This is a genomic window from Bacteroides sp. 2_2_4 (assembly GCF_000157055.1).
GTDB lineage: Bacteria > Bacteroidota > Bacteroidia > Bacteroidales > Bacteroidaceae > Bacteroides > Bacteroides ovatus.
Genome location: NZ_EQ973371.1, coordinates 9740 through 13024, shown reverse-complemented (window position 1 = coordinate 13024; position 3285 = coordinate 9740). Strand labels below are relative to the sequence as shown.

General features: G+C 38.5%; 3 protein-coding genes. 1 reads left to right on the top strand and 2 read right to left on the bottom strand.

The window, feature by feature from the left end; genetic code table 11:
• Nucleotides 1-434: 434 nt before the first annotated feature.
• Nucleotides 435-662 (bottom strand): helix-turn-helix transcriptional regulator, encoded by a 228-nt coding sequence (locus tag BSCG_RS03240; protein ID WP_032849794.1) that lies wholly within the window; start codon nucleotides 660-662, stop codon nucleotides 435-437.
• Between the two features lie 410 nt (nucleotides 663-1072).
• Here BSCG_RS03240 and BSCG_RS03245 point away from each other — a divergent pair, with 410 nt between their 5' ends.
• Nucleotides 1073-2227, top strand: a complete 1155-nt coding sequence (locus tag BSCG_RS03245; RefSeq protein WP_008777271.1) for an RtcB family protein — start codon at nucleotides 1073-1075, stop codon at nucleotides 2225-2227.
• 272 nt (nucleotides 2228-2499) lie between these two features.
• Here BSCG_RS03245 and BSCG_RS03250 read toward each other — a convergent pair.
• Nucleotides 2500-3285 (bottom strand): clostripain-related cysteine peptidase (locus BSCG_RS03250; RefSeq protein ID WP_032849792.1); only part of this gene is annotated, 786 nt, incomplete at its 5' end.

Below are 3285 nucleotides of genomic sequence, written 5' to 3'. Positions count from 1 at the left end.
ATTGTTATGCTTATTTAGTTTTGATACAAATTTTGATAAATTTCCGAATTATAAGCCAGTTGGGATAAAAAACAGAAATATCTCCGAGTGCTTGCTGCTTGAGTTAAAATGTCAAGACCGACTCACCTAAGATCTTGCATCAACGTGCTCTAAGTCACAAATTACATTAATTTTGGGAAGAAATCATTAGGTCGTTGCTCCTTCTCTCCATGAACGAATTCAATACTCAAATTCAGTATATCTTGCGCTTTATTTGCATATGGTATATTTACTTTTGAGTCTTTCAATTGTAAATAATGAGTCACCAATGCAAACTTGCTCGATAAATGGTATAAGGTTACCATTTTTATCAAGCGACTCTTTGCCCAATATTTATACCTTATCTGCACGTTTCTTATTAAAATCAAATAATGTGAATGAAGTATTTTTTTTCATTACAATTCTTTATAAGGATTATGTTCAGGAAGCCTAATGAGTTCTTTTATATCAACTTCCAGACATTGAGCTATCTGTATTAATGCTTCTAAAGGTGGTTGACAAGCATTGGTACACCATTTGGAAATGGTTGCTTGGTCTCTACCAAGTTTCTCTGCAAGCCATTTGTTCGTTTTCCCCTTTTCTGCAAGCATAACTTTTATACGATTAAGATTTTTCTCAGCCATTGCGTATATTATTATTGTTTTCGGTTGCAAAGATACTCATTCTTCTCCAAATATCGTTTGTTAAATCCGAAAATCATTATAAAAAGCGGAAAATAATTTGTCTAATTAGAAATTCCGTTGTTTTTTGCATGATTTACAGTGACTCTTTCCCTCGATATCATGCATATCAGTATATTCTGTTAAAAGGAAAACAGATGTGCCTACTTATAATTTTTGGAGTTGATTTATGAATACCAAAATCGGAAAATTGCCGTTGTTTTCAGTGTTAATTTATGTTTTCTCATGCTTTCATTTTGTGGTTTCTCAATTATGTTGTTCCTAATTTGTTTCTTTTATCTACATTATGTCTAAAACAACATTGATTATCAGTGTATTACGACTAATCAGCAAGATTTCAAGAAAAAGTAATTATGGGAACACGTTTACCCGCTAAACTTTGGTTGGATGAAGTAGAGGACTCTTGTATGTCGCAGATTATGGATTTGACTTCACTGCCTTTTGCATTTAAACATATTGCCATCATGCCTGATGCGCATGCGGGAAAAGGAATGCCTATTGGCGGTGTGTTGGCTACCAATGGTGTGATTGTTCCCAATGCTGTGGGAGTGGATATCGGTTGTGGTATGTGTGCGATTAAGACGAATCTAAAAGCGGAAGGTTTTAGTTATACGGATTTGACTTCCATTATGTCGAAGATTCGTGCAGTTGTTCCTTTGGGATTCGATCATCAGAATAAAAAGCAGGATCAGGAATTGCTTCCGCAAGGATTCGACTTTGAAGAGATGCCTGTTTTGAAGAATCAGTACGAGGCTTGTTTGAAGCAGATAGGAACTCTGGGAGGTGGAAATCACTTTATTGAGATTCAAAAAGATACCGCGACGTCTGATGTTTGGGTGATGATTCACTCCGGAAGCCGTAACATTGGTTTGAAGGTTGCCAATCACTATAATAAGATTGCGCAATATTGGAATGAGAAATGGTATTCTGAAATGGTATCGGGACTAGCTTACCTGCCAATGGAGACACAGATGGCAAAGGATTATTTCCGTGAAATGAATTACTGTGTGGCCTTTGCCTTTGCCAACCGTCAGTTGATGATGACTCGTATTTGTGAAGCCATCCAGGCAGTGAAACCTGAAACGGACTTTGATCCTATGATTAATATTGCCCATAACTATGCAGCTTGGGAGAATCACTTCGATCAGGATGTGATTGTACACCGAAAAGGTGCTACGCGTGCCTATGAGGGCGAGATCGGTATTATCCCCGGATCTATGGGTACCAAGTCTTATATTGTTGAGGGACTGGGTAATCCGGAGAGTTTCAAAAGCTGTTCGCATGGTGCAGGTCGATTAATGGGAAGAAAGGATGCCTGTCGCCGTTTGTCACTGGATGAAGAGAAGGAGAGAATGGATCAGCAAGGTATCATTCACGGACTTCGTTCGCAGAACGAACTGGATGAAGCACCGGGAGCTTATAAAGATATTGCGCAAGTGATAGCGAATGAGCGGGACTTGGTGAAGCCGTTGGTGGAGCTGGCTCCAATGGCGGTGATTAAGGGATAATGTCATGCCATGTTTAAAGGAGTATCTAGCGTATGGACATAAAAAAAGGAGCAACGCCTTGCTCCAACCTTTGTTAACCTTAAATCTAATACTATGAAAAACACAATGCAAAGATACAGACTATTGCGAAATTAGCAAATAATCCAAGAAAAAAAGTATGTTTTATAACATTGATTAAGAATTGGTTTTCTCAATTCAATTTTTATTAAGAGATTTGACAGACCACATGTGAAGAATCAACTCTCTACCACCGTATGCTTCTTAGAGTAGATTTAATGAGTGGCAATATACCACGCTGTTTCGTTCTTTTTTGAAGCACCCGGATTAGTGCTTGGGTCGGAAATCGTGATTCCGGAGAAAGTATTGATATCAATTCTTTCTCCATAGTAGGAGGAAGAGATTGCTGTAAAATACTGTTTGGTATTCCTTTTAAAGGGTACAGTGCGTTTCAGCTGTTCGTTGAATTGTTCTAATAGATCCGGATCGGAACATAGTTTGGAAACGTAATCGCCGTAATCAAAGAATATGGTAGGCGTATATCCGTCTAATCTTTGTAATTCGCCCGTTAATTCTTCGTTAAACGTATAACGCTGATTTATTTCTTTCATAATAGCCGCCAGGTTGTCTAATTCCGAGCAATCAGTAACACCGATTGTTCCGCAGGGAGTCACATAATTTGAATAAAAAGAATAGAAACCGTCACAGACCTTTTCGTAATCTATATTTCCGATTAAGTACTGGCCTATCTTGTCGTATGGCATCCCATAGGCCATTATTTCACTTGTAGAAGCTATCAAGTGGCTTGTTACGTTTTTAAGGTCATAGGCAACCTCTACCGTAGACATATAGCAGTCATCGAAAAGTATATATTCCATCTTTAGGCCCGCGTTCGAAATACCTCCGGCAAGCGTAGTAATATCAGTTTGATATTTCGTTTGTGTTCCTCCAAAAAAACGTGTCATCGGTGCATGTTCATAATCCCAGTGCTTTTTACTAATCTGCAAGCTGCTGCGTGAAACTGCTCTCGATACAGGTATCCATCCCATTCCGTGACATCC